At 36.6% G+C, this 25,134-nt stretch carries 24 protein-coding genes; 1 reads left to right on the forward strand and 23 read right to left on the reverse strand.

What is annotated here, in order from left to right; all coding sequences use genetic code 11:
* Positions 1 to 2: 2 nt before the first annotated feature.
* From guaB to DWZ63_RS02515, 5 genes are all read right to left on the reverse strand, one after another.
* Positions 3 to 1,460 (reverse strand): IMP dehydrogenase, encoded by a 1,458-nt coding sequence (gene guaB, locus DWZ63_RS02495; RefSeq protein ID WP_055942482.1) that lies wholly within the window; start codon positions 1,458 to 1,460, stop codon positions 3 to 5.
* 85 nt (positions 1,461 to 1,545) lie between these two features.
* Positions 1,546 to 2,046 (reverse strand): hypothetical protein, encoded by a 501-nt coding sequence (locus tag DWZ63_RS02500; RefSeq protein ID WP_118498597.1) that lies wholly within the window; start codon positions 2,044 to 2,046, stop codon positions 1,546 to 1,548.
* Between the two features lie 21 nt (positions 2,047 to 2,067).
* Positions 2,068 to 3,153: an acyltransferase family protein gene (locus tag DWZ63_RS02505; RefSeq protein ID WP_118498599.1), complete on the reverse strand. Its 1,086-nt coding sequence runs from the start codon at positions 3,151 to 3,153 to the stop codon at positions 2,068 to 2,070.
* Positions 3,154 to 3,388: 235 nt separating this feature from the next.
* Complete coding sequence (groL, locus tag DWZ63_RS02510; RefSeq protein ID WP_055942493.1) at positions 3,389 to 5,014, reverse strand: chaperonin GroEL; 1,626 nt, start codon at positions 5,012 to 5,014, stop codon at positions 3,389 to 3,391.
* A 142-nt stretch (positions 5,015 to 5,156) separates the two neighbouring features.
* Positions 5,157 to 5,444: a co-chaperone GroES gene (locus DWZ63_RS02515; RefSeq protein WP_055942497.1), complete on the reverse strand. Its 288-nt coding sequence runs from the start codon at positions 5,442 to 5,444 to the stop codon at positions 5,157 to 5,159.
* Positions 5,445 to 5,797: 353 nt separating this feature from the next.
* Between DWZ63_RS02515 and DWZ63_RS02520 the strand changes: the two genes are divergently transcribed.
* A complete protein-coding gene (locus DWZ63_RS02520) occupies positions 5,798 to 6,514 on the forward strand; it encodes a DUF6062 family protein (RefSeq protein ID WP_118498601.1) in 717 nt (238 codons plus the stop codon).
* Positions 6,515 to 6,655: 141 nt separating this feature from the next.
* Here the strand turns inward: DWZ63_RS02520 and DWZ63_RS02525 are convergent, their stop codons facing one another.
* The 18 genes from DWZ63_RS02525 to flhA form a co-directional block, all read right to left on the reverse strand.
* Entirely contained in the window at positions 6,656 to 7,525 is an 870-nt protein-coding gene (locus DWZ63_RS02525) for a DUF2225 domain-containing protein (RefSeq protein WP_243020460.1), read from the reverse strand.
* A 12-nt stretch (positions 7,526 to 7,537) separates the two neighbouring features.
* Complete coding sequence (locus DWZ63_RS02530; protein ID WP_243020461.1) at positions 7,538 to 9,238, reverse strand: glutamine--tRNA ligase/YqeY domain fusion protein; 1,701 nt, start codon at positions 9,236 to 9,238, stop codon at positions 7,538 to 7,540.
* Between the two features lie 213 nt (positions 9,239 to 9,451).
* Complete coding sequence (locus DWZ63_RS02535; protein ID WP_118498605.1) at positions 9,452 to 10,114, reverse strand: cell wall hydrolase; 663 nt, start codon at positions 10,112 to 10,114, stop codon at positions 9,452 to 9,454.
* Between the two features lie 297 nt (positions 10,115 to 10,411).
* Entirely contained in the window at positions 10,412 to 11,185 is a 774-nt protein-coding gene (hisA, locus tag DWZ63_RS02540) for a phosphoribosylformimino-5-aminoimidazole carboxamide ribotide isomerase (protein WP_055942500.1), read from the reverse strand.
* A 56-nt stretch (positions 11,186 to 11,241) separates the two neighbouring features.
* Positions 11,242 to 11,823 (reverse strand): endolytic transglycosylase MltG, encoded by a 582-nt coding sequence (locus DWZ63_RS02545; protein WP_055942503.1) that lies wholly within the window; start codon positions 11,821 to 11,823, stop codon positions 11,242 to 11,244.
* Between the two features lie 114 nt (positions 11,824 to 11,937).
* Positions 11,938 to 12,672, reverse strand: a complete 735-nt coding sequence (locus DWZ63_RS02550) for a DUF6115 domain-containing protein (RefSeq protein ID WP_055942506.1) — start codon at positions 12,670 to 12,672, stop codon at positions 11,938 to 11,940.
* 24 nt (positions 12,673 to 12,696) lie between these two features.
* Positions 12,697 to 13,014, reverse strand: coding sequence for a hypothetical protein (locus tag DWZ63_RS02555; protein ID WP_022014308.1), 318 nt, complete (start codon positions 13,012 to 13,014; stop codon positions 12,697 to 12,699).
* A 36-nt stretch (positions 13,015 to 13,050) separates the two neighbouring features.
* Positions 13,051 to 14,664 (reverse strand): FapA family protein, encoded by a 1,614-nt coding sequence (locus DWZ63_RS02560; RefSeq protein ID WP_055942509.1) that lies wholly within the window; start codon positions 14,662 to 14,664, stop codon positions 13,051 to 13,053.
* 83 nt (positions 14,665 to 14,747) lie between these two features.
* The gene (locus DWZ63_RS02565) at positions 14,748 to 15,524 is read right to left on the reverse strand and encodes a FliA/WhiG family RNA polymerase sigma factor (RefSeq protein ID WP_022014306.1); all 777 of its coding nucleotides are present in this window, start codon (positions 15,522 to 15,524) and stop codon (positions 14,748 to 14,750) included.
* Positions 15,525 to 15,559: 35 nt separating this feature from the next.
* A complete protein-coding gene (locus tag DWZ63_RS02570) occupies positions 15,560 to 15,865 on the reverse strand; it encodes a hypothetical protein (RefSeq protein ID WP_118498607.1) in 306 nt (101 codons plus the stop codon).
* 15 nt (positions 15,866 to 15,880) lie between these two features.
* Positions 15,881 to 16,366, reverse strand: a complete 486-nt coding sequence (locus tag DWZ63_RS02575) for a chemotaxis protein CheD (protein WP_055942513.1) — start codon at positions 16,364 to 16,366, stop codon at positions 15,881 to 15,883.
* 10 nt (positions 16,367 to 16,376) lie between these two features.
* Positions 16,377 to 17,000 (reverse strand): chemotaxis protein CheC, encoded by a 624-nt coding sequence (locus tag DWZ63_RS02580; RefSeq protein WP_022014303.1) that lies wholly within the window; start codon positions 16,998 to 17,000, stop codon positions 16,377 to 16,379.
* A 20-nt stretch (positions 17,001 to 17,020) separates the two neighbouring features.
* Positions 17,021 to 17,500, reverse strand: a complete 480-nt coding sequence (locus DWZ63_RS02585; protein WP_055942516.1) for a chemotaxis protein CheW — start codon at positions 17,498 to 17,500, stop codon at positions 17,021 to 17,023.
* Positions 17,501 to 17,513: 13 nt separating this feature from the next.
* Positions 17,514 to 19,646: a chemotaxis protein CheA gene (locus tag DWZ63_RS02590; RefSeq protein WP_055942520.1), complete on the reverse strand. Its 2,133-nt coding sequence runs from the start codon at positions 19,644 to 19,646 to the stop codon at positions 17,514 to 17,516.
* Position 19,647: 1 nt separating this feature from the next.
* A complete protein-coding gene (cheB, locus tag DWZ63_RS02595; RefSeq protein WP_312032802.1) occupies positions 19,648 to 20,763 on the reverse strand; it encodes a chemotaxis-specific protein-glutamate methyltransferase CheB in 1,116 nt (371 codons plus the stop codon).
* A 91-nt stretch (positions 20,764 to 20,854) separates the two neighbouring features.
* A complete protein-coding gene (locus tag DWZ63_RS02600) occupies positions 20,855 to 21,736 on the reverse strand; it encodes a MinD/ParA family protein (RefSeq protein ID WP_022014299.1) in 882 nt (293 codons plus the stop codon).
* Positions 21,736 to 23,007 (reverse strand): flagellar biosynthesis protein FlhF, encoded by a 1,272-nt coding sequence (gene flhF / locus DWZ63_RS02605; protein ID WP_055942523.1) that lies wholly within the window; start codon positions 23,005 to 23,007, stop codon positions 21,736 to 21,738. Before flhF ends, DWZ63_RS02600 begins: the two co-directional genes overlap by 1 nt.
* Entirely contained in the window at positions 23,007 to 25,040 is a 2,034-nt protein-coding gene (gene flhA, locus DWZ63_RS02610) for a flagellar biosynthesis protein FlhA (RefSeq protein WP_022014297.1), read from the reverse strand. The genes flhF and flhA overlap by 1 nt, the downstream gene beginning before the upstream one ends.
* Between the last annotated feature and the right edge of the window lie 94 nt (positions 25,041 to 25,134).

The following is a 25,134-nucleotide window of genomic DNA, read 5'->3' on the forward strand; positions in this document are numbered from 1 at the left end:
TCCTAGTTATCTCCTACGCTGTAGTTTGGAGCTTCCTTTGTAATATGTATATCATGTGGATGACTCTCTTTAAGGGATGCTGAACTAATCTTTACAAACTCTCCTGTCTCCTGTAATGTCTTGATATCAGGTGCTCCACAATATCCCATACCTGAGCGGAGCCCTCCCATAAGCTGGAATACAGTATCTTCTACCGTTCCTTTATATGCAACTCGTCCCTCTACACCTTCAGGAACAAGCTTCTTTGCACCTGTCTGGAAATAACGGTCTTTACTTCCATTTTCCATAGCTGCGATAGAACCCATACCACGATATACTTTGTATTTACGTCCCTGATAAAGTTCAAATGTTCCCGGACTTTCATCACAACCTGCAAAGATGCTACCCATCATGCAGACACTTGCACCTGCTGCGATAGCCTTTGTCATATCTCCCGAATATTTGATACCACCGTCAGCGATAATAGGAATATCATATTTTTTAGCAACTTCATATGCATCCATGATAGCTGTTATCTGTGGCACACCGATACCTGCAACAACACGTGTTGTACAGATAGAACCCGGTCCGATACCAATCTTGACACAATCTACACCAGCTTTTATAAGAGCCTCTGTAGCTGCTCCTGTTGCTACATTTCCTGCGATTATCTGAAGGTCAGGATATGCATCACGAACCATCTTTATAACCTTTAATACATTTGCACTGTGACCATGTGCAGTATCAATAACGATACAGTCAACATGTTTTTCAACAAGTGCTGCAACTCTGTCAAGAATATTTGCAGTAACTCCGACTGCCGCACCACATAAAAGTCTGCCCTGGGAATCTTTTGCAGCTAAAGGATACTGTATCTGTTTCTCAATATCTTTTATTGTGATAAGACCTGCAAGATTTCCATCCTTATCTACTATAGGAAGTTTTTCTTTTCTTGATTTTGCAAGAATCTTCTTTGCTTCCTCAAGAGTAATTCCAACCTGTGCAGTAATAAGTCCTTCTGAAGTCATAGACTCCTTAATCTTCTTAGAAAAATCAGTCTCAAATTTCAAATCTCTGTTTGTGATTATACCGACAAGTTTTTTTCCCTCTGTAATAGGCACACCAGAAATATGAAACTTAGCCATAAGATTGTTTGCATCTTCTAAAGTATGCTCCGGTGATAAATAAAATGGGTCTGTGATAACACCGTTCTCTGAACGCTTAACCTTGTCTACCTCATCAGCCTGTGCCTCAATTGACATATTTTTGTGGATGATTCCTATACCACCCTGTCTTGCCATTGCAATTGCCATACGATACTCTGTAACAGTATCCATTCCTGCGCTCATCATAGGTATGTTGAGCTTAATTGATTTAGTCAGATTGGTTGCTAAAGAAACCTGATTTGGAATTACCTCTGAATAATGCGGCACCAATAAAACATCATCAAATGTAATGCCTTCACCAATAATCTTACCCATCTTAATATCCTCCTTATTAAATTCGTAAATAGTGTATTGTATTAGTATATAACAATGTTTTTAAGCTTGTCAACACTGATTTTACCTATGCCTCCTGTACCTTACTTCTTCCCTTAAGCTTCATAAGCTCAAGCATTTTTTCATCAGGAGTAAATCTTATCCTCTCTTTTCCTTTGTCCCCAAGTACAACTGCGATGTAATGCTTGTCATCGGACATTCTTGAAGAATAATCTTCCATCGGAAGATTTCTTGAATTGTATAAAACAGGTGCATCTTCAGGTGCAATAAGTTCTATTTTCTCCATATCAATTCTCTTTTTATGTTTTCTTCTCTCACCATTGATTATAAAATCAAAGTCTATCTGACCATCGACAAAAACATATTCATATGCAACATTTTTCTTTGGCAGAAAATAAATTATCATGGCATCAACAATAAAAACAAATATCAGAAGATATAAGCTTTTTAAAACCATAAGATCAAACGCTACCAAAAAAAGACATAAGAAAATCAGCCCAAACCTTAATGCCGTTCTTTTCGGTGACGGCTTAGCTTTTAAATAAGTTTCTGAATATAATTCTTCCATATTTTATATTTCCTCTCTTTATCATGAAACTATCTGACTCTTCTTCTTTCCAAGTAAGAACCAGAATTTTGAATTTATTATCAACACCAGACTATACTCTATCATCATAAGAATAGCCAGTATGATAATACATTGACCAACATATTTGTGATTTCCTACATCAGGAAGAAAAGTAACCTTTTCCCATCCAAAATACGCTACCGAACGCAGTCCGAAAACAGTATGCGTACACATGACGGCAAGCGAATTTTTTCCCCAGAAATCAAGACCTGACAAACTAATTCTTTTTGACAGAAAATCAAGTATCATTATGACACCAATGGACCCGACAATGCCGCATATATAAAACAATGCAGGTTTGTCTCCCTCTTCAAGCATATGGATATCTACATGTGGATTCATCTGTGACAATATCACATTTACAATGGAAAATGTAATACCAGCCACTAATTTCAAGCCGTCACTTTTTATCTTGCGATAGTATTTATATATAACATATCCTGCTCCGATAAACCATGCCGCCATAAATCCTTTTCCGATGGCACTAAGCAAAGCCGAAATATTATCTATGCTTGTCTGTGTAATCTTTCCATCTGCACGAAGCACAAAACTGTCAATAATATTGTTTGTAGCTGTTATCGCATACAAACCTGCAACTGAATACAAAAGCTTTATTGCAATGTGGCTTCTTATTAAAAAGAAAAATATAATCTCTCCGAAAAAAATAGTCGGCAAAAACCACATTGAATTTATACCTGCTAAAAACACACTGTCCCAAAGATATTCCCAAAATACTTTCGTAATCTTTTTTATTGGCTTTTCTTTCACATAAATACAACCAACCTTGAACATAATACCAAGAATACTAAAGGTTACATAAGGTATGGCAAGACTTGTGAGTGTTTTTTTCATGAACACACCAAAACTTCTCTTTTTGACAGATCCCGTGTAACTCATCAGAAAGCCGGACATAATATAAAAAATAACTACCTTAAATGATGACATCCATAAATCAACAGGATTATCATACTTAGTGATGTGTCCTAACATTATCAGCAACATTCCCAACCCTTTAGCCGCATCAACATAACCAATTCTTTCTTTCATTGTCAAAATCCATCCTAAAACATATATTTATTTGTGCAAAGTTTATTATAATGCATACACTTTTTATTTTCAAGACAGAGTTTTCGTTTTCATCGTCCACATACACGATTAAAACCAACTGTCACAGCATAAAAGTAACCTGAATTTCCAGGATTTCATCTGACTAAAAATCAACAGAGGGCTTCATATCTGAAACCCTCTGTCTTAAATTTAATAATATGGTCTGTATTATTTATTACATCATTCCCATTGGTGCCCCACCTGCCGGCATAGCTGCTGGTGCATCTTCCTTGATGGTAGATACTACTGACTCTGTTGTAAGAAGTGTTGATGCAACGCTTGTAGCATTCTGAAGTGCACTTCTTGTAACCTTTGCAGGATCAACGATTCCTGCTGCCACCATATCTGTATATTCTTCTTTAAGGATGTTAAATCCTGTTCCTACCTCAGACTCACGAACCTTGTTGATGATAACTGCACCTTCAAGACCTGCATTATGTGCGATAGTTGATAAAGGTGCTTCGAGTGCTTTAAGGATAATATTTGCACCTGTCTTTTCATCACCCTCAAGTGTAGCTGCAAGTTTTGCAACTTCTTTTGAAGCATGAATATAAGCTGAACCACCACCTGAGATGATTCCCTCTTCTACTGCTGCCTTTGTTGCTGCAAGAGCATCTTCCATACGAAGTTTTGCTTCCTGCATCTCTGTCTCTGTAGCAGCTCCGACACGGACAACTGCAACTCCTCCTGCAAGTTTTGCAAGTCTTTCCTGAAGTTTTTCCTTATCGAAATCAGATGTTGTCTCTTCCATCTGTGCTCTTATCTGGGCAATTCTTCCTGCGATAGCATCCTTGTCACCTGCACCGTCAACGATAACAGTGTTCTCTTTCTGAACCTTAACAGATTTAGCACGACCAAGCTGCTCGATAGTTGTATCTTTAAGCTCAAGTCCGACTTCCTCAGAGATAACAGTACCGCCTGTAAGGATTGCAATATCCTCAAGCATAGCCTTTCTTCTGTCACCATATCCCGGAGCTTTTACGGCTACGACATTGAATGTACCTCTAAGTTTGTTGATAACGAGTGTTGTAAGAGCTTCACCCTCAACATCCTCAGCGATGATAAGTAATTTAGCACCGCTCTGTACAATCTGCTCAAGTAATGGGAGGATTTCCTGAATGTTAGAAATCTTCTTGTCTGTAATAAGGATGTATGGATTGTCAAGGTTTGCTTCCATCTTATCCATATCTGTTGCCATATATGCTGAAACATAACCTCTGTCAAACTGCATACCTTCAACGAGGTCAAGTTCTGTTTTCATAGTCTTTGACTCTTCGATAGTGATAACACCGTCATTTGAAACTTTTTCCATTGCATCTGCAACCATTTCTCCGACTGCTTCATCACCTGCTGAGATTGCTGCTACTTTGGCAATCTGGTCTTTTCCTGTTACTTTTGAGCTCATGCTTGCAATAGCATCAACTGCACAGTCACAAGCCTGCTTCATTCCTTTTCTTAAAATGATAGGATTTGCACCTGCTGCAAGGTTTTTCATTCCCTCATTTACCATTGCCTGAGCGAGAACTGTAGCTGTTGTTGTACCATCACCTGCAACATCATTTGTCTTTGTTGCAACTTCTTTTACAAGCTGAGCACCCATGTTCTCAAATCCATCTTCAAGTTCAATATCTTTTGCGATAGTAACACCATCATTTGTGATAAGCGGAGCACCAAATGATTTATCCAATACTACATTTCTTCCTTTAGGTCCAAGTGTAACCTTTACTGTATCTGCAAGTTTATTTACACCACTCTCAAGAGCTGCTCTTGCGTCTGCACCGAATTTAATTTCCTTTGCCATTATTAAAAGCCTCCTAATCTGCTATATTTGATTTCTATAAATCATTTTAATTTTATTGTGTCAAATTCTATTGTTTTAAATCTTTTTATTTGAAATAAGATTATATCTTATAACTGATATTTTTTAATAAAATATATTAACCTTAATCCTCTACGATTGCTACAATGTCATTCTGACGAACTACGATAAACTCCTCATCTCCGAGTTTAACTTCTGTACCTGCATATTTAGAATAGATAACCTTATCTCCTACACTAACCTGCATCTTAACTTCTTTACCGTCAACAACTCCTCCCGGACCAACGGCAATTACTTCTGCCTGCTGTGGCTTTTCCTGGGCATTTCCCGGTAATACGATACCTGATGCTGTTGTCTCTTCTGCTTCTAACTGTTTTAATACAACTTTGTCTCCTAATGGTGATAATTTCATGTCTATATCCTCCTTACGCTTCTTAGTTTACTAGCACTCACTTACTCTGAGTGCTAACCATAGCTTTAATATATTTCATTTAATGATATTCTGCAATATTATTCATTATGAAAAAACAGCTTATTTTCCCATAATTCTCATATTTTCTCTTTTTTTCTCTTTTTTACTCACTTTTAAATTTTTTATATTTATTTTCAAATTTTTTAACTTTCCACATTTAAAATTTACCTATATCTGCGTCAAAACAGTCATAAAGAAAATAATCGGTACAATAATGTTTTTTGACAGCCGAACCTATATATAATATAATTTTTTAAGAAACACAATTAAATCAGGCACCTATGGAGGTCACAATGAAAGAACAGCTTTATACTATACCTGTCAATGATGCATTTAACCAACCATGTGAATGTCCTCTCTGCAAGATATATGACAATCTCGAACAGGAATCAATTGATTTTATGTTAGGACCAAGCTATATGGAAGACGACATACGAATGGAGACAAACAAAACCGGATTTTGCACAAAACACATAAAACAACTCTACGACAGACAAAACCGTCTTGGTATCGCTCTTATGCTGCATACACATATGAAACATACCGGTGAACATATTGAGAAAATGGCAAAATCATGCGATTCTTCCAAAAAAAGTCTGTTTGGCAAAAAAGAAAAATCACCGCTTATTGATTATATTAAAGAAATTGAAAATTCATGCTATATATGTAACCGTATAGAAAATGTATTTGACAGATATATAAAGACAGTCATCCACTGCTACACACATGATGATGATTTCAAAAAGAAATTTAATGAATCTAAAGGCTTTTGCACAAAACATTATGGTATGCTATATGAATATGCCAAAAAAACATTAAATTCTTCAGCTTTAAATAATTTTATATCAGACTTAAATGATATATACATAAATAATTTTAAGCGTGTGACAGATGAGCTCGAATGGTTTATCGATAAATTTGACTATAAAAATGAAAATGAGCCCTGGAAAAATTCCAAAGATGCCATTCAAAGAAGTATATTAAAAACAAATGGACTTTTCATAGAATAGACTATTTAAAAATATACCATTAACAATCTGTTTTAAAATCTTTTATGCTATAAACGAAAAACAAACTAAAACAGCCACACAGAATAAAAAATCATCAGAACAACAAAGAGACAGAATTTAAAATCCTGTCTCTTTTATCATTTAGCTGATACCAGCTTTCTTCTTGTCTTCGTTAAGAAGTTCCTTAATATCTCTTGCCTTATTTTTAATTCTCTCATTTGCACTGCGTGAAGTGAGCACTTTTGATATCCATCTTCCTGATTCTTCATATTTGCCCGTTCTTCTTGCAAGCTCGGCAACAAGGAAAGTAACCGTCATTTCATCCATACCGCACATAGGGAATGACTCTCTTGAAAATGCTGTCATAAATCCATCATAAGCCTTAGAAAGAAGTTCTGTTTCCTCTTTTTTAAGCTCTTTTATAGTCTTATCATAGTCCTTTGTCTCTTTTGGAAGAGTCTCTGCTTTTCCTCTGTAGAGCCATGCCATTTTAAGACAGGTATATGCTTTCTCACTGTTCTTTGCCTTTTTCACTATCGCATTTGCAAGAGCAAGCTGATGACGAAGTATCGCATCATCATATGTGTATGTACTTCCCGTTTTCGGAAGTCCGCTGAAATTTTTACTTATATTTTCACGAATAAGTTTCGCCTGTGCCGGCATCATAAATTTAAAGAAACGGCTTAATGATGCATATCCGCACTCAGGACACACAAGTGCATCATATTTAAGCGAATCTACAAGCTGATATTTAGGTCTGAGATCAGTATCCGCAGATAAAAGCTTAACCTTTCCGGTTCTTATCATTTTTGAATGAAATTCATTGTCACATACCGGACATGTATATGATTTATCAAACAGCAGATCTTCTTCTGTCACCTTATGTTTTTGTGTAGCTGCTGTACCCGGCTGCCCCGGCTTTGCAGCATTTTTCTTGGAATCTTCTTCAAATACTTCAAGCTTGTCAAGCTTTCCAAGTCCCATTTTCTCTAATCCGGAAAATAATCCCATGATAAATCCCCCTTACTTTGGTTTGTATGAACTTTTTAATGAAACAATACGATTAAATACCATATGCTCTTTTGTTGAATCTTTTGAATCAACACAGAAATAACCATGTCTTACAAACTGGAAACTGTCAAGTGCTTCTGCTTCTGCAAGAGCAGGCTCTACATAACAATCATCAAGAACTGTCAATGAATTTGGATTAACATTAATCGAACCATCTTCATTATACACCCCTTTTTCCTCATCTACAATATTCTCATACAGCCTTATCTCGCATTTTTCTGCCGTTTCAGCACAAACCCAGTGAATCGTACCCTTAACTTTTCTTGCATTAAACCCTGAACCACTCTTTGTCTCCGGGTCATAAGTACAATGTACTTCCGTGACATTTCCGTCTTCATCAGTCACATAATCCGTACAAGTCACGAAATATGCATTCATAAGACGGACTTCATTGCCTGGATACAGTCTGAAATACTTTCTAGGCGGTTCAATCTTAAAATCTTCTCTATCAATATATAAAACTCTGCCAAATGGAACCTTTCTGCTGCCCATCTCAGGATTTTCCTGATTGTTTGACACATCGAGATACTCTATTTCATTTTCAGGATAATTTGTAATAACAAGTTTTACAGGATCGAGCACTGCCATCATACGAGGTCTTTTCATCTTTAAGTCCTCTCTTATACAATACTCAAGCATCGCATAATCAGATGAACTCTGTGCCTTTGATATTCCCGAAAGCTCAATGAACATTCTTATTGACTCCGGTGTAAATCCACGCCTCTTAAGTGCTGCTATAGATACAAGTCTTGGATCATCCCATCCGTCAACTATTCCATCTTCAACAAGCTTCTTTATATAACGCTTACCTGTCACAACATTTGTAAGGTATAATTTTGCAAACTCAATCTGTCTTGGCTTGTTTTCCATGTCGATCTCATTTACTACCCAGTCATACAAAGGTCTGTGATCTTCAAACTCAAGTGTACATATAGAATGTGTAACTCCCTCAACCGTATCTTCAATAGGATGTGCGAAATCGTACATAGGATAAATGCACCACTTGTCACCTGTTCTGTGATGACTCATTCTTGCAACACGGTAGATTACGGGATCTCTCATGTTTATATTAGGCGAACTCATATCTATCTTCGCACGAAGTACCTTGCTTCCATCCTCAAATTCACCGTTTTTCATTCTCTCAAAAAGATCAAGGTTTTCTTCAACCGTTCTGTCTCTATATGGGCTGTTCTTTCCCGGCTCCTTTAATGTTCCACGATACTCTCTTATCTCATCTGCTGAAAGATCACATACATACGCCTTTCCTTTCTTGATAAGTTTTACGGCACATTCATACATCATATCAAAATAATCTGATGCATAAAAAACATGCTCCATATCAAGATCTCCGCAGATCCATTTAACATCTTCGAGAATTGAATCAACAAATTCTGATTTTTCTTTTGTAGGGTTTGTATCATCAAAACGCAGATTAAACTGTCCGCCATATTCTTTTGCAAGGCCTGAATTTAAAATAATAGACTTTGCGTGTCCAATGTGAAGATAACCATTTGGTTCAGGTGGAAATCTTGTTACTACCTTTTTGCAGCGTCCCTCCTCAATATCTTTATCTATTATGTTTTCAATAAAATTACGAGATACTGTCTCCTTCTTTTCCTCTGAATTTTCCTTAATATCAACCGGACTACTCAACTGTGTCTCCTCCTTCGATCTTATATCTTATATTTAAAATACTGTTACCTCTCACATTATCGTGCAGCGATAACAAAATACTGTCCTATATTCTAACATAAAATTTACAAATATTAAAGTATTTTTTATTTTTCACTTTTTAACGGTAATATTTCCTATACTTTCAAAAAAGACATATCAATATCTTGACATGTCTTTTGTATTCTTAATATATTATTTAAATTTATGACCACCAAGTTTCATTCTGGCACCTGCAAGATATACACTGAAGAAATGAAAACTTTTCATATTCTTTGTCTTTCCTCTGTAAAGGATAGTTTTCTGTCCCTGTAAAACTCTTTTTGCAGCACTTATACAGCTTTTCCACTGCTTTGAACCTGTTCTTTTTGCATCATACTGTTTTAATCTTTTTTTAAGCGAACCATTTCTTACCGGCGAAAACTGTCCTTTCTGATAAATAACACCTTTTATGCTGTTTGGAAATGACTTTGAACTTACTCTGTTCATTACTACGATACCAACTGCAACTTTTCCCTGATAAGGCTCTGAACCTGCCTCACAGTTAATTATGCTTGCCATAAGTCTTAAATCAGCTTTTGAATATTTTTTCTTTTTCCTTTTCTTAGTTGTTTTTTTAGCCTTTGTTGTCTTTTTATTTGAAGCCTTTGTATCTGATTTGTCTGATATACTTGAAGATGTTGCAACAGACTGAACTACAGTAGTTTCTTCTATATTTACATTTTCAGATTTGAGTATCATGCCCTCAATCTGGGTATCTGCTGTCTCATTGGCTGATGCATATGAAGAACCGGCTGTGAATGATGTCATAAATAATGATACTGCCATGACCATCACAGCGACTTTCTTGAATCTCATAAAATATAACCTCCTAAATGTTATAATTGCTTTAATGCAATGCAATATTTTTTAAACCTTTGCTTAACAATTATGTAACAATTATAACACAGATTTTAAAAAATGCAACCCCCCTAACACAAAATTTTAAATCCACACCTATTATCCCCTAATAGTTATTGTATATTCTGTATGTTTTTGCATTAAAAAAGAGTGTAAATTTTGTCATTTTTCGACAATTTTTACACTCTTTATTTTGTTTATATTTATTTTGATATTTCGCATTTAAAATTTATTACAAAATTGTTACGCCATTTCTTACACATTGCACATCTTAAGATTTGCATATTTTATTTTTCCGCCAAAGAGATCAAGTGCACTTCCTATTGTAAAATCAACCCTGCCATTTCCCTTTTCCCTGATAAATGAAATATCTTTCATTGAATGTATTCCACCTGCATATGTCACAGCTTTGTCCTCGAGTTTTCCAAGTGTTTCTACAACATTTTTTTCAATACCCGATGATTTTCCTTCGACATCAACAGCATGAACAAGAAACTCATCACAATAACTTCCAAGTTTCTCTAGAAGTTCGCTATCAAATTTTTCTTTTGTCATCTTCTGCCATCTGTCAGTGACTACATAATAATCATTGCCATCAGAACGGCAGCTAAGATCCAGTACAAGTCTTTCTTTTCCCACTAAATGAGATAGATTTTTCAATCTGTCATAGTCTATAATACCATCTCTAAATACATAAGATGTCACGATAACATGGGAGGCTCCCATATCCAGATATTTTTCTGCATTATCAGTATTTACTCCACCGCCTATCTGCATTCCTCCAGGATATGCTGCCAATGCAAGTTTTGCCTGTTCTATATCTTCATTATAATATGTACTTCCTGCCGGGTTTAATATAATTATATGCCCGCCTTTAAATCCATCTTTCTTATACATATTGGCATAAAAATCCGCTTTTTTTTCAGAGACAAAATTATTTTTTGCCTGATTTTCGTTGTCAGTCAGCGAACCTCCAACTATCTGCTTTACACATCCGTTATGAATATCTATACACGGTCTGAACTTCATCCTGATTCCTCCATTTTTACTGCACTGCGGCAAAAACAAAAATATTTATATTCACACTATTTTTTGCTGCCTGACTTTTTCTGTTTAGTTATCATCTTGGCTATCTCACTAAAATCCTCATCCTCTTCAAACTGATACTCGCCAGCCCTTATCTTTCCGGCATAATCATTGTCTTTCATATAATCGACAAACTTATCTGAATCGTCTATAACTCCTTCTTTTTCAAGTTTATCTGCGACTTTCTTTGCCCAGTCTCCGCTATTTATTGTCAGATTTTTCTTTTCATTTTCCATATCCTGCTCTAACTTTTTCTTTTCACTTTTAAACTTGTCTGTATCACTGCTCTTTTTTGAAGCCTTAGATGATGCTTTTGGTGTATTTTTAATATTGTTATCCTGCTTATCTGCATCTTCGCTACTTGACTTGCTGTCATTTCCACCTGATACTGAGGAACCTGTTGCCGGTACTTTTGTATCTAATACACTTTTATTGCCGCTCGTGCTAAAAGTCATACCAAGCTTTCTCGCTCTTGATATAACTGCCGAATCAGATGTCCGTATAAGACATGATATTCCAAGGATAACAGCAACAAACAAAACTCCTGTTCCAAAACCTCTTATAAATGATTTTTTATCCATTTTATCTCTCCATTTCATTACCTGTCAATCTATCGCAGCCGTCCACATACACTATAACTATACAACCGCCATTTATTACTGTTCCCCCCACGGTGCAGCCAGAATAATCTGACATTATCTTGCGTTATATAGGTCTACAACAAGTTTTACCTCTCCCTGTCCGATTGAAAGCATCTTTGATATTTCCAATATACTTATTCCTTTTTTATACAATGCAATAATCTCACTATTTGAATTTGAAGAATTATCATTTCTTTTATTTCCGTCATAATAAGTATTTTCTTCTTCAGAATATCCTCCGTCCGATGTCTCGGTAATCTCAGCTATTGCCTTTGCTTCATCATCATCAAGCACTGATGAAAATGCCTCATTTGATTTCTCATCTTCACCTGTATTCCTTACATTTTCAACCTCAATCTGCCTAATGGCACTGTCAACATCCGACAACTGTTTCTTTACTTCCTGATATGTCTTAGCTGCTTCATCACGAAGACCTGCATTTGTTGTATCTACGCTGTGAACAAGCTTCTGTATCTCTTTTTCCTTTTCCGTCAGCATATTGTATAAGAAAACAGTTTCTTCATGATTTTTTTCTATTTTATCAAAAACCTCTTTTGAATACTCATTAAATCCCATTATCTTGTCATTTGAAATCTGACTGAATTTTTCATCTGCTTTCGTTATGATGTAGTCTTCTGTTTCTTTAACGGCATCCTTTATCTTTTCTTCGAGTTCTTCTGCATCTATATTACTCTTTGTATTATCTGTTTCCTTTTCATCTGACAGACGAAAACTTGCAATAACTGCTGCTATACCAATTATGAGCATTATTATTTCTATTGCGATCATTTTACTTTTATCCTCATTTCTTTATCATATCTTTATATCAAATAATCCACCCTCTGTCGGGTTAAGATTTTTAACCTTGTCTTTTTCGGAAGATTTTTTATTTTTTCCGTTGCTATTCTTCCCGTATTTTCCTTTTCCTCCACCCTCTTCATCATTCTTTAATTCGTCATTATTAACATTTCGTCTCGCTATTGCAGTTTTTGTTTCTTTCTGCACAGTCTGTTCAAACATTGCCGCCGTCTGCTGATTCTCAACATCCTGTTTTATATGCTCCGACTGTTGAATCTGTGAAATTTCCTGCGATTTTGGTGGCATTGTTATATAATCTACCGTCAATGACATTGAAATCACCCCTTTCAGCTTTATAAAATTTCTTTTTTAGTAAGGTTTTATTCTTATATCTGCACCTTCTCTGACAAAAGTGCAATGCTGCGTCTCTGTATGTATAAATGATGTCATGTTTGATATTACTATCTTAACTCCGGGATATGCAATACTTTCTACTCTTATCTTTCCTCCGTCAGAGGTTCTTCGCATCTCCTCATCAATTTTTTCATATTCTTCTGTCTCCTCCTCAACAGTATTGTCAATGACTTTGATTCTCTCTGTACCCTCTTTTATAAATTTCATCTTATCTGCCGGAAGTTTTCCCTGTGTCTTTAATCGCTTTTGCAGCAATGCGAGATTTTTTACTATCGACTCTTTTTCATCCATCAATTGGTCGATATGTTTTTCTATAATACGATATCTTTCACCTAAAGTTGTGTCCAGACCAACCTCTAATTCTGTCGGTGTCCCCATTGTAGAGCCTGCAATTTTTGTCTCAATCCTTGTCGTAGTTGCAACACTTCCACCTGCTATCAATCCTCTTTTACCACTTACTATAATGTCACTGTTTGCATCAATCTTACTGTGCATTATGGCATCTGTGTAAACAGCTCCTCCGGCTTTAACAGTTGCACTTTCAATGAAGTTTGAAATAACATCACCTTTTGCTTCCATAACTCCTTTTCCCATGCCCTGCATACCTCTTTTCAGGACTATCTTCCCTTCTGAAATAAGTGTCGCTCCCTCTACTGCACCTTCCACTGTAATATCTCCGGCTGCCTTGACAGTATATCCGGTAATAACATTTCCTTTAACCTCTACTGCACCATCATAGTCTACATCTCCGGTTGAAGGACCTACATCACCCTCTATAACATATGTATCTGATACAAAAACTCTGTCCTCAACAAGCGTTACATTACCTGAAACATCCGAATACATCTTAAGACCATCTTCCGATAAATGTATATTTTTCCCATGTCTTAGTCTCTTATTTCTGACTTTTTTAGGTCTTATGATATTTCCGTAAACATCCTCTCCCGGTGTACCATAATCAATCGGAACAAGAGTAGCAAGTAACTGTCCCTCCTGTACTTTTTCTATCATGTCAAGCTTATGAAAATCTACACTTCCATCCTCACTCATCGCCGGTTTTGATGTTTTGTCAGCATCAAATTCATATATTATCTCTGCACTTTTTCCATCTACCGGCATCTTAGCCTTGGCAATAAGTATATCCGTACAATATAGTCTGGCTCTTAATGCCATTTCAATATTTTTGTCAATAAAACCAGATTTGATTCCACGCTGCTCTATCAGATTTTTCAATTCTGAAACCGAAAGTCTTGCCCCTTTGTCGGATGGCGGATATAACCTGATTTTTGCATAAAATCCATTTTTGTCCGTAGAAATAATTGCAAATTCTTTCTCAGGAAGATGATTTCCTTCTAAAACTTTAACTTCTACACTTCCTGTTTCGTCTGCATTCGCCTTTTCTACAAATTGTTTTACATTTCCTGTTTCTATATCTCTTAGATTTTTTTTGTCTATATAATCAAGTATATCCTCCATTGTAAGCTTTTTTCCGCCTTCAACTTCCGGATATGATTTAAGATACATCCCATCTTTTTTTTGTATAATCTGAAAAAATGCATTTCTCCTCATCAGCCTACTCCTCTCGATAAATCGCTTTATATATACGATAACTTCTATATACACATATAAGCACAAACTCAACATGCCTGTGCTTATATATTCAATATACTGAAAATACCCATATTTTCTTTTCCAATTTTTTCTCTCATTTTTTTAAGTGCTTTTGTATGAAGCTGAGAAACCCTTGACTCTGACACACCAAGAACTTTACTAATCTCTTTTAGTGTCAGTTCTTCAAAATAATAAAACGCAATTACTTTCTGTTCATTGTCATTTAATGCTTCTATAGCCTCCGTCAATGTTCTTTTAAGTTCCTGACGGTCTATAACCTGTTCCGGACTTTCAAAACATGACTTGTTATTTCCTTCTGGTGATATATCGCTTCCCTGTTCAAGATATTCATCAAGCGAAACAAGACTTGCTATCTGTGTCTGATTTACAAGCCCCTTTAACTCTTCTACTGATATATCCATTTTTTTTGATAATTCTTCGCTGGTTGCAGCCCTTCCAAACTCTACTTCAAACTCATGCATAGCCTGCTCAAGTTTCTTTTGTTTCTGTCTGAGAGTTCTCGGAATCCAATCCATCTTTCTTATCTGATCAAGTATAGCTCCTCTTATCCTAAGACTCGCATATGTCTCAAATTTAACACCCTTTGTAAGTTCAAATTTGTCAATAGCATCAATCAAACCAAATATTCCATAACCTACCAGATCATCATATTCAACTGTATAACCAAGATACATAACAAGACGACCGGCAACAATTTTTACAAGTTCGGAATATTGCAATATAAGTTTTTCTCTAATCTTAGGATCTTTAGTCTGTGAGTATTCTTCCCACAAAGCTGTCTTGCCTTTTTCATCCATAGATATTTTCCTTCCACTGCTGTCCAGAGTCCTTATTATTTATTCTGATCTTCATTGTCAGATTCAGACTCTTTATTACCTTCTGAAGGAGAATCTTCTTTTTTCTCCTCATCAATATCTTCTTCTGCCTGTTTGTCAATCTTTTTTCTTAAAACACTATTGCTGATAAGTATATTCTGTATCATTCTTTTCACAAGACAACCTACTATATAAAAAATAATAAGCGTAGCCAGTAAAAATTCTAACGAGCGCGTTACATCCACACCGTTTATAATACAGACTATTGATACCATAGCACCTGCAAGCAGTGTTATAACTTTTGGTATAATCTCTGTTTTCACAAGATAATCCCCCCATTAAATAGTCTTTACGAGTTTTCCGACAGACTTAATTATAAAATCTCCTGTCTCCGGATAAAATTCTACCGTACGACCATAATTTAAACCTGTATCCTCAGCAAGTATGCGAATGCCTAATTTTTTTAATTTATCCTTAACAGCCTCCACATTTCTTTCACCTACTCTAAGCATATCATTACTGGAACTAAACGCAAACATCTGTGCACCTCCTGCAATTTTAGCAGTAAGTGAAGATTTTTTTGCACCTTCCTTTTCTAACAATTCTATCAGATAATCAATTCCTGTATCTGCAAACTTTGCCCTATTCTGATTTTGTCTGACTTTCGTACTGTCAGGAAGCATAACATGCACTAACCCGGCTGTTTTTGTGTTTTTGTCATATAAAGCAACACCAACACATGAACCTAATCCCAATGTTGTTATTGCATCTGGTGAATGACATATATTTAAATCTGCCATTCCAACCTTAACCATTTTTGCCATTATCCATCACCTATAACCCTAACGATGTCAAAATTCGTCCATATGATTCTAATGTAGGTATTAATATGAAATAACCACTGATATCTACATCCAAATCCTTAAACTTCGATTCTATTAATAACGCTTTATCTCCAAGTTTTCCAAATTCAATAGCCGGGACACTAAGGATTGCCCCTGCCATATCCACTGCAAGATAAGGAACCGAAGATGTTATTTTCATATTTGTTAATTCTGAAATTGATGATAAATATGCTCCTGCAATAATGTTGCCGATTTCCATCAGAGCCGACTGTTCCATCTCTGAAAAATCTCCCTTGTTTTCACCTGAAACACACCCCATCAACTGGTCTACAAGAAGATGTGCAGCAGAACTTTCCAGCACAAACAGCATCATTCCGTCTACATCACCTTCTAAAGACAATAATATACCTGCAACCAGTGTTTCTGCTCCGCCAACAATCTCCGCCAGCTCTGAAAAACCAAGCAAATCCACTTTTGGGACACGCATATCAATACGAGCGTTTATGAGCTGGGACAATGCTGTTGTTGCATTGCCCGCTCCAATATTTCCAATTTCAGTGAGAACATCAAATTCAATTTCTTTTCCCTCTGAATTATTATTGTTTTCCTGCACTTAATTTCACCTCTGCGATTTTAAATAATCTCTTTTTCAATTATTACTGATGCAATATTAAGCAAAGAAATCAATCCATCTCCATGCTTTCCTATTCCACTAAGATACTGCACCATAGAATCTGATGCATCTGAAACGGTTGGCTTCTCTATTGAATCTTCACTTAATGTCACAACTTCCTTTACCTCATCAACAATAATTCCAATAGCAGATTGAGGTTCAAGCTTTATTATGATTATGCGTGTTGTGTTAGTGTATTCATCTGGTTCAAGTCCAAATTTTAATCTAAGACTCATAACCGGTATGATTTCACCACGAAGGTTAATAACACCTTTAAAGTAAGGCTGAGCCTTTGGAATTCTTGTAATACGCTGATTCCTTACAATGTTGTCAACATATTTTATATCTATACCATACTGCTCTGTTCCTATCCTAACTACTATATACTGCTTGCCATCACTTGCAGTTTCTATATTCTGTACATCATTCATATCTTCCATTGTCAGACCCTCCCTATACCAAAGAATTTACTTCAAGAATCAATGCTATTTCACCGTCTCCAAGGATAGTTGCACCACCGATCATCTTACTACAGTTAATGTAATTGCCGATTGACTTAATAACAATCTCCTGCTGTCCGATAAGATTATCTACAACAAGTCCTGCAAGCTTGTCGCCTTTCTTTACGATTACAACCGTAAGATTTTCTGAATCATTTTCAACCGGTTCTACATCAAGTATCTGGTCAAGTCTGATAAGCGGAATAACCGTACCACGAAGATTGATAACTTCCTTAGTCTGCACATATTTTACATCTGAGATAAGGACATCTTCTATAGTCTGGATATTTCCGAGAGGAATAGCGTATTTTTCAGTACCAAGTTCTACCATGAGAGCCTGAATAATTGCGAGAGTAAGAGGAAGTCTGATAATAAAGCTGCTTCCCTCTCCAAGCACTGATTTACATTCTATGTTTCCACCAAGTTCCTCGATCTTTGTCTTTACGACATCAAGACCTACACCACGACCTGATACATCAGTAATTTTTTCTGCTGTTGAAAAACTTGGTCTGAACAGAAGGTCGATAACCTCTTTGTCAGTCATATTTTCAGCCTGCTCAGGTGTTATTGTCCCTGAACTTATTGCCTTATTTTTAACCTTTTCGATATTGATTCCGCCGCCATCGTCACGCACTTCAATGTTTACATTATTTCCATCCTGATATGCATCAAGATATATATTTCCAACTTCTTCCTTACCTAATGCCACACGCTCTTCATTTGATTCAAGACCATGATCAGCGGCATTACGAAGAAGATGCTGAAGTGGATCTCCAATTTCATCTATAACAGTTCTGTCAAGCTCTGTCTCCTCACCTGTCATATGAAGTGTCATCTTCTTGTTGAGTTTTTTCGTCAAATCTCGAATCATTCTAGGAAATCTGCTAAACACACTCTCAATAGGTACCATCCTGACTTTCATAACTGACTCATGAAGATTTGTAGTCACACTTTCAAGATATTCTATCTGTTCATTAAATCCTGTGTCATTTCTGGTATCACTCTCAGACGAACTTATTGAAACAAGTCCATTTTTTGCAATGATAAGCTCGCTAACGAGATTCATAAGTACATCAAGCTTTTCTATATCTACGCGGACTGTTCTTCCTACAGCCGGCTTTGCGGCTTTCTTTGCTGTAGCAGTTGTCTTTTTATTCTTTGCCGGAGCCGCCTCAGCTTTTGTAGCAGCTTTTGCAGCATTGTTTTCGCTGCTCTTTGCAGCTTTTGCAGCTTTTTCCTCTTCTTCTTTTTTCTCTTTTTCCTCCTGTGCTGCCTGTTTTGCCGACTCGTCAAGTTTTATCTCAAATGGTCCTACTACTGCGTTTTTCACTTCAGAAACATTTTCAATGGCAGCCTTAACAGTTTCAAGACTCTCTTTTGTGAAATAGACAAGACTGAAATCAAAATCAAATTTTTCATCCTCAATATCCTGCACATTTGGCACTGCCTTTATAACTTCACCTAATTCTTCAAGTGCCTTGAATACAAGAAATGCCCTTGCGGCCTTCAATATGCATGATTCCTGAAGATATACCGTAATACCAAAAATATTCTGATTCTGACTTTTTGCCTTATCAAATGTATTTCTCTCAAAATCAGATATTTGAATAGAATCATACTTAGCACCCTGGATATCTTCTGTCTTTTCTTTCTCCTCTGCCGGTTTAGTTTCTGCCGGTTTTGATGCTGTGCTCTTTCCTGTAGCATTCTCAGCAATGGAGTTTAAAGCATTGATTATTTCTTCATTATCCTCTGTTCCTTCATCAGCAGTATTTATAATATTATTTAAATATGCATCTAAAGCATCAAGTCCTCTGAACAATACATCAACAAGTTCCGGCTTGACTTTCATGTTTCCGCTTCTGATTTCCTGAAAAACATTTTCCATGTCATGCGTAAGACGCTGCATACGCTTATATCCCATGGTTCCTGCCATTCCTTTCAAAGAATGTGCTGCTCTGAATATCTCATTAATCGTATCAGTGTTTTCAGGTTCCTGTTCAAGTATCATCAACTGATCACTTAAAGTCTGTAAATGTTCTTTTGTTTCATCAATAAAAATTTCAAGATACTGGCTTACATCCATTTTATCGCACCCCCACATGTCTTGTTATCGCATCAGCTATCTGCTTTAATGGCAACACCTCATCAACTAATCCTGACTCTGCGATTGCCTTAGGCATACCGTAAACCGTACAAGTTTCTTCATCCTGACCGATAACATAAATTTTGTTGGTTTTATTTAACTGTACTATTCCCTGAGTGCCGTCGGCTCCCATACCCGTCATAACAACACATATCACTTCATCAAAATCCATATCCATAAGTGACTCATACATTATATCCGCACATGGTTTCAAGCCGTTTCTGGCTGCCTCAACTGTTACTGACAATGTGTATGTCCCAGCAGCAGCTCTTTTAAGTCTCATCTGTGAACCGCCTTTGGCAATATACACTGTGCCATTTTGAAGAATGTCTCCATCTGCTGCTTCCTTAACATTAATCCTGCTTAATTCATTCAGTCTTTTGCTAAGTGATGCCGTAAATCCCTCCGGCATATGCTGCACCAGCAGTACGGCTGCATCAAGATTTTTAGGAAGGAATGGAATAACATACTGTAGAGCTCTGGGACCACCGGTAGAGCACGCCAATGCCACAAGCTTCTTCCTGTACTTTACACCTGGAACAGATGCCGATGCTTTACGGTTTTTAGTTCCACCTGTCTTTATAACCGGAGTCTGCTTTCTGCCGCCTACCATGTTCTTAACTTCTTCTGCAGCTTTTTGAACTATGTATGTGATTGAAACATTACATGCCGCATAAATCATACTTATAAGTCTGTTTGAAAATTCAGAACCCTTTGCTTCAGCAAGGCTGTCCGGTTTTGTGACAAAGTCGAATGCACCAAGTTCCAATGCTTCAATAGTCTCCTTTGCACCCTCCTTTGCGATTGTGCTTACAATAATAACATTTTGTTTTATCCCTTTTCTGTTCATGGTCTTTAAAAACTCAATGCCATTCATCTTTGGCATATTTATATCTAAAATGATACAATCAAATCTCTGCCCTGACTCAAGCATATTTATAGCTTCAAGACCATTTGTAGCAGTTCGCTCACTATGCAATTCTTCATCTGAATTTATTATATCAGATATTATCCTTCTCATAAGTGCAGAGTCATCTATAATCAATATATTTTTCAATATTTTCCGCCTCCATTCTGAACTTAAGATTCATTTATGGCTATCTTCACTTATATCTATACTTCAAAAACCATATGAAACTACAATGTTCCTATTTATTTCTATTTCTAAACATTTTTGAAAACAAACCTGACAAACCTCCCAATGTCTGTCTCTGATTCTCCGGCTCAACATTAGCAAGTTTTTCTGCCATTGCCTTAATGGATTTAGATGCCGGAGTATTCGGATATGCGACTGAGACCGGCTGTTGTTTCATCACAGCTTTTGTCAAATTTACATCAAAAGGAACTGAGCCCAGATACTCCATATTCATATGTAAAAATTTAGTGACAACCGAGTTCAGTTTATTATAAAGTTCTTCTCCATCTGACATACTCAGCGTTCTGTTTCCGATCATCTTTATTTTTATATTATCATTACTGTAACCCGGAGCTTTATTTATAGTTTTTAACAATGCATATGCATCTGTTATAGATGTAGGTTCCGGAGTTGTGACAAGTAATACCTCTGAACTTGCAAGTACCATGTCAATTACCGCATCTGATATTCCTGCACCGGTATCTATTATAATTACATCCGCTATAGAATCAAGCTCATACATCATATTTACTATACCTGAAATCTGGTCTTTAGACAAGTTTGACAACTCTTTAATTCCGGAACCCCCTGATATAAATCCTATATTTTCAGGGCCACGGCAGATTATATCCTTTATGCCTTTCCTACCGTATATCATATCTGCCATATTGTATCTCGGTCTTGTTCCAAGCATAACTTCAACATTGGCAAGTCCAAAATCAGCGTCGAGTATCACAACCTTTTTCCCAAGTCTGCCAAGCTGTATTGCCATATTGACAGACATATTTGATTTACCGACACCACCTTTTCCGCTTGTTACTGTTATAACTCTTGCAAGATGCTGCTGCATATTCTGTTGTTTTATTATATTTCTAAGCTGCTGTGCCTGATCCATCAACCATTTCCTCCAAGTAGCTGCTTTGCAATTTTCTGTGCATTAAATTTCCCTATATCGTCAGGTACATTCTGCCCCCAGGTCGCATATGAGAGCGGAGCACCTGTTAGCACTCTCAGATTATATATGTTTCCTACTGTATCTGTCTCATCAAGTTTTGTGAAGATAAGATTATATTTTGTCATTTCTGAATATACCTGTGATATTCTTACGAGGTCATTGTATTTGGTAGTAGAGCTTAAAACAAGAAATACCTCCTGCTCGTCTTCAGGTACGGATGCAAGCAGCTTTATCAAATCTTCCTTTTGCTCGGCATTATTATGTGAACGACCTGCCGTATCGATAAGAACAATATCAAATGCAAGCAATTCGTCCCTTATACTCTCCATTTCCTCTGCGGTATAAACTACTTTAAGCGGAATGCTTAAAATATTCGCATAAGTTCTAAGCTGCTCAACTGCTGCTATCCTGTATGTATCTGATGTAACTAATGCAACTTTTAATTTTTTTGATAACTTCATAGTTGATGCTATCTTTGCAATAGTTGTCGTTTTGCCTACTCCGGTAGGACCGATAAAAAATATAAATTTTGTTTTCTCATTATCTGTATCAATCATGTGAGGCTGACCGATTTTTAAAACAATCTTCTGATAAACACTTGCCAGAACATTATCGAGTGAAACATTTCTGCCAAGACTTCCCTTAATCTCATCCATAATCTGATCTATATAGACAGCCTCAACTTCATTTTGCAAAAGCTGCTTCTTTATCAGCTCAAGATAGCCCTGATTTTTATCTTCTTTTTGTTCATTTGCTTTTTGCTCATCTTTAATACTCTGAGCCATCTGTTTCTCTATAAGATCCTGAAGTGTATTTAACTTCTGTTCAATCTCATTGCTTGAATCCATTTTGCCGCCGACAACATCAACAACATTATCCCTTATAACCTGATTATTTCTAAACAGTCTCTCCTTATTTTCTTCCATTCTTGCTGTCTTAGAATCCGGAGCCGGTGTAAAACCATTTCCATCAAGTGCCTGTTGAAGTTTTGCAAAATCCGTATGCTCTTTTTTTCGTTCAGGTGTTTTTGATTCCGTTTTGACATCATCGATTGCAGCAGTAACTTCGACACTGCTCTTTTTAAACAATCTTGAGAGTCCTTTCGGATTGTTTTCTTTAATATTCATAATTGTGACATCTTCACCAAGCTCAGCCTTTGCAAGTGAAACTGCCTCTTTTTCAGTCGTTGCAATATATTTCTTAATAATCACTATACTGTCACCATCCCTATAGATTGTAATTCAACATCAGTATCGATTTCATTGTAAGATACAACTATCAAATCCTTAAACTGCTCTGATGTTATCTTCTTAAAATACATACGAACTATCGGCGAAGTCACAATTATAGGATTTTTTCCAAGTTCTTCCATTTTGTCAACTTCCTCTTTAACCGAGTTTAATATATCCTGTGTCTTTTCAGGTGCAAGATTGATATATGCTCCCTGCTCTGTCTGTTTGACAGAACTCATTATCTCCTGCTCTATCTTAGGATCAAGTGTTACTACACTTGTCATCTCGTTTGCAGGAAAATATTTATTAGATATAGCTCTCTTAAGACTCTGTCTTACATACTCCGTAAGTACATCTGTGTCTCTTGTCGTTGCCGCATTGTCGGCGAGCGTTTCAAATATCGTCACAAGATCTCTTATCGAAATCCCCTCTTCAAGAAGATTCTGGAGCACTTTCTGAATCTCACCTACACTTAAAAGTTTAGGTACAAGTTCAGAAATAAGTGTTGTATTTGCCTCCTGAATATTATTTATAAGATTCTGAACATCCTGTCTTGTAAGAAGTTCATTGAGATTGTTTCTTATAACCTCAGTAAGATGTGTCGCGATTATCGAAGGCGGATCAACAACCGTATAACCGAGTGATTCTGCCCTCTCCCTCTGTGACTCTGTTATCCATATTGCCGGCAGATGGAATGACGGCTCAAAAGTCGGAATACCTGTTATCTCCTCCTCAACATATCCCGGATTCATAGCCATGTAGTGGTCGAATAATATCTCGCCCTCGCTCACCGGAACACCTTTTATCTTTATAACATATTGGTTTGGATTAAGCTGTATATTATCCCTGAGTCGTATCATAGGCACGACACAGCCAAGTTCAAGTGCTATCTGTCGTCTTATCATAACCACTCTGTCCAAAAGATCACCGCCCTGATTTACATCGGCAAGCGGTATGATACCATAACCAAACTCTAATTCTATAGGATCAACTTGCAAAAGTGAAACGACATTTTCCGGCCGCCTTATCTCCTCTGCTGACTGCTCCTCAGTTTCAACTTCATCCTCGATCTCTGCTTCCTCAACATTAGCCTGTATCGCTCTTCCGGCCGCAATAAATAAGACTGCATATATAAGACATAACAATGTGTTAAGCGGTGTGCATATGCCAAGGAAAGCCATGGTCAATCCGACTATGTATAATACTTTAGGTATTGAAAAAAGCTGTCTTATAAGGACATTTCCAAGATCAGATTCTTTTGATGCCTTTGTAACTATAATACCTGTTGACAAAGATATAAGCAATGACGGAATCTGCGAAACAAGACCGTCACCTATCGTAAGAATAGTGTACTTTGACAACGCATCACTTATTTCCGCTCCCTGTACAACAACACCGAGTACAATTCCGCCAACAAGGTTTATCGCCGTTATGATAAGACCTGCCGTGGCATCTCCTTTTACATACTTTGTAGCACCATCCATCGCTCCAAAGAATGTTGACTCGTCCTGTATCTTTTCACGACGCCTTTTTGCTTCGGCATCATCTATCGCACCCGTATTTAAGTCGGCATCTATCGCCATCTGTTTACCCGGCATGGCATCAAGCGTAAATCTCGCAGTAACTTCTGATACACGCTCAGAACCTTTATTGATAACTATAAACTGAATAATTATCAAAATAAAGAATATAACCATACCAACTACAAGGTTACCGCCACCTACGAATTGTCCGAATGTCTCTACGACATTACCTGCGTATCCGTGTAATAAAATATTTCTCGTAGAACTGACATTGAGTGACATTCTAAACAGTGTCGTCATCAAAAGCAGTGTCGGAAATATCGACATATTTAATGCTTCTTTTGAAAAAAGTGCATTAAAAAGAATTACCAGTGCAATTCCTATATTAAATAAGATTAAAATATCTAGTAACAATGTTGGAATCGGTACAATCAAAAACACGACCGGTACCAAGATATATAAGCCCAGAAATATATCCTGTCTTTTCATACATACCTCCATATATTAATAACAATTTTAATATAACTTTTAATTTATACACAACCGTATGAACATATATATGATAACATAACATTACGGTATG

Origin of the sequence: Clostridium sp. AF34-13 (assembly GCF_003477845.1) — a bacterium.
Classification (GTDB): Bacteria; Bacillota; Clostridia; order Lachnospirales; family Lachnospiraceae; genus Butyribacter; species Butyribacter intestini.

What these genes read in the sequence shown, in the direction of transcription:
- guaB (WP_055942482.1), bottom strand. Translation starts at nt 1,460, where the DNA reads ATGGGTAAGATTATTGGTGAAGGCATTACATTTGATGATGTTTTATTG.
- DWZ63_RS02500 (WP_118498597.1), bottom strand. Translation starts at nt 2,046, where the DNA reads ATGGAAGAATTATATTCAGAAACTTATTTAAAAGCTAAGCCGTCACCG.
- DWZ63_RS02505 (WP_118498599.1), bottom strand. Translation starts at nt 3,153, where the DNA reads ATGAAAGAAAGAATTGGTTATGTTGATGCGGCTAAAGGGTTGGGAATG.
- groL (WP_055942493.1), bottom strand. Translation starts at nt 5,014, where the DNA reads ATGGCAAAGGAAATTAAATTCGGTGCAGACGCAAGAGCAGCTCTTGAG.
- DWZ63_RS02515 (WP_055942497.1), bottom strand. Translation starts at nt 5,444, where the DNA reads ATGAAATTATCACCATTAGGAGACAAAGTTGTATTAAAACAGTTAGAA.
- DWZ63_RS02520 (WP_118498601.1), top strand. Translation starts at nt 5,798, where the DNA reads ATGAAAGAACAGCTTTATACTATACCTGTCAATGATGCATTTAACCAA.
- DWZ63_RS02525 (WP_243020460.1), bottom strand. Translation starts at nt 7,525, where the DNA reads ATGGGATTATTTTCCGGATTAGAGAAAATGGGACTTGGAAAGCTTGAC.
- DWZ63_RS02535 (WP_118498605.1), bottom strand. Translation starts at nt 10,114, where the DNA reads ATGAGATTCAAGAAAGTCGCTGTGATGGTCATGGCAGTATCATTATTT.
- hisA (WP_055942500.1), bottom strand. Translation starts at nt 11,185, where the DNA reads ATGAAGTTCAGACCGTGTATAGATATTCATAACGGATGTGTAAAGCAG.
- DWZ63_RS02545 (WP_055942503.1), bottom strand. Translation starts at nt 11,823, where the DNA reads ATGGATAAAAAATCATTTATAAGAGGTTTTGGAACAGGAGTTTTGTTT.
- DWZ63_RS02550 (WP_055942506.1), bottom strand. Translation starts at nt 12,672, where the DNA reads ATGATCGCAATAGAAATAATAATGCTCATAATTGGTATAGCAGCAGTT.
- DWZ63_RS02555 (WP_022014308.1), bottom strand. Translation starts at nt 13,014, where the DNA reads ATGTCATTGACGGTAGATTATATAACAATGCCACCAAAATCGCAGGAA.
- DWZ63_RS02560 (WP_055942509.1), bottom strand. Translation starts at nt 14,664, where the DNA reads ATGAGGAGAAATGCATTTTTTCAGATTATACAAAAAAAAGATGGGATG.
- DWZ63_RS02565 (WP_022014306.1), bottom strand. Translation starts at nt 15,524, where the DNA reads ATGGATGAAAAAGGCAAGACAGCTTTGTGGGAAGAATACTCACAGACT.
- DWZ63_RS02575 (WP_055942513.1), bottom strand. Translation starts at nt 16,366, where the DNA reads ATGGCAAAAATGGTTAAGGTTGGAATGGCAGATTTAAATATATGTCAT.
- DWZ63_RS02585 (WP_055942516.1), bottom strand. Translation starts at nt 17,500, where the DNA reads ATGGAAGATATGAATGATGTACAGAATATAGAAACTGCAAGTGATGGC.
- DWZ63_RS02590 (WP_055942520.1), bottom strand. Translation starts at nt 19,646, where the DNA reads ATGGATGTAAGCCAGTATCTTGAAATTTTTATTGATGAAACAAAAGAA.
- DWZ63_RS02600 (WP_022014299.1), bottom strand. Translation starts at nt 21,736, where the DNA reads ATGGATCAGGCACAGCAGCTTAGAAATATAATAAAACAACAGAATATG.
- flhA (WP_022014297.1), bottom strand. Translation starts at nt 25,040, where the DNA reads ATGAAAAGACAGGATATATTTCTGGGCTTATATATCTTGGTACCGGTC.